The sequence below is a fragment of the Roseomonas sp. 18066 genome (assembly GCF_902706185.1).
GTDB lineage: Bacteria > Pseudomonadota > Alphaproteobacteria > Acetobacterales > Acetobacteraceae > Pseudoroseomonas.
Map to the genome: position 1 here is coordinate 1 of NZ_CACSJM010000373.1, position 431 is coordinate 431.

Below are 431 nucleotides of genomic sequence, written 5' to 3' on the forward strand. Positions count from 1 at the left end.
CCGTAGGCCGACCGCATCGCACTCCGACCGCAGCCGCAGCAGCACACCACCCACGCGGGCCCGGCTCCAGCCCGCGGCGATGAGCACCTCTGCATCCGTATAGGCGGCACCTTCACGGACGCCCAGGCGCAGCCCCGACGCGTTGGCGGCAACGCTGTAGGCTTCTTCGAACGTGCGGAAGTCGTCGGGACGCATGGTGTTTTCCTCGCGGTGAAAATGTTTGCAGAGGTCCATTAAACACCATGTTTACAAAAATTGCCTGCTTTTGTTTACAACAATTTGTTTAACTGCGGCACAATGCGGCCATGCACGACAGCGCCCTCCGCCTCTACCAAGCCGCGTCCCAGATCAAGGACGTCTCGGGCCAGTCCGCCGTGGCGCGGTTGCTGGGAGAATCCCCGCAGAACATGAAGAACTGGGAGGTACGGGGC

General features: G+C 61.7%; 1 protein-coding gene. It reads right to left on the minus strand.

Going from position 1 to position 431, the window contains the following annotated elements; translation table 11 throughout:
* Window positions 1–195, minus strand: a 195-nt coding sequence (locus GVN67_RS29300; protein WP_200845460.1) for a hypothetical protein, incomplete at its 3' end; no start/stop codon positions are given.
* Window positions 196–431: the final 236 nt, after the last annotated feature.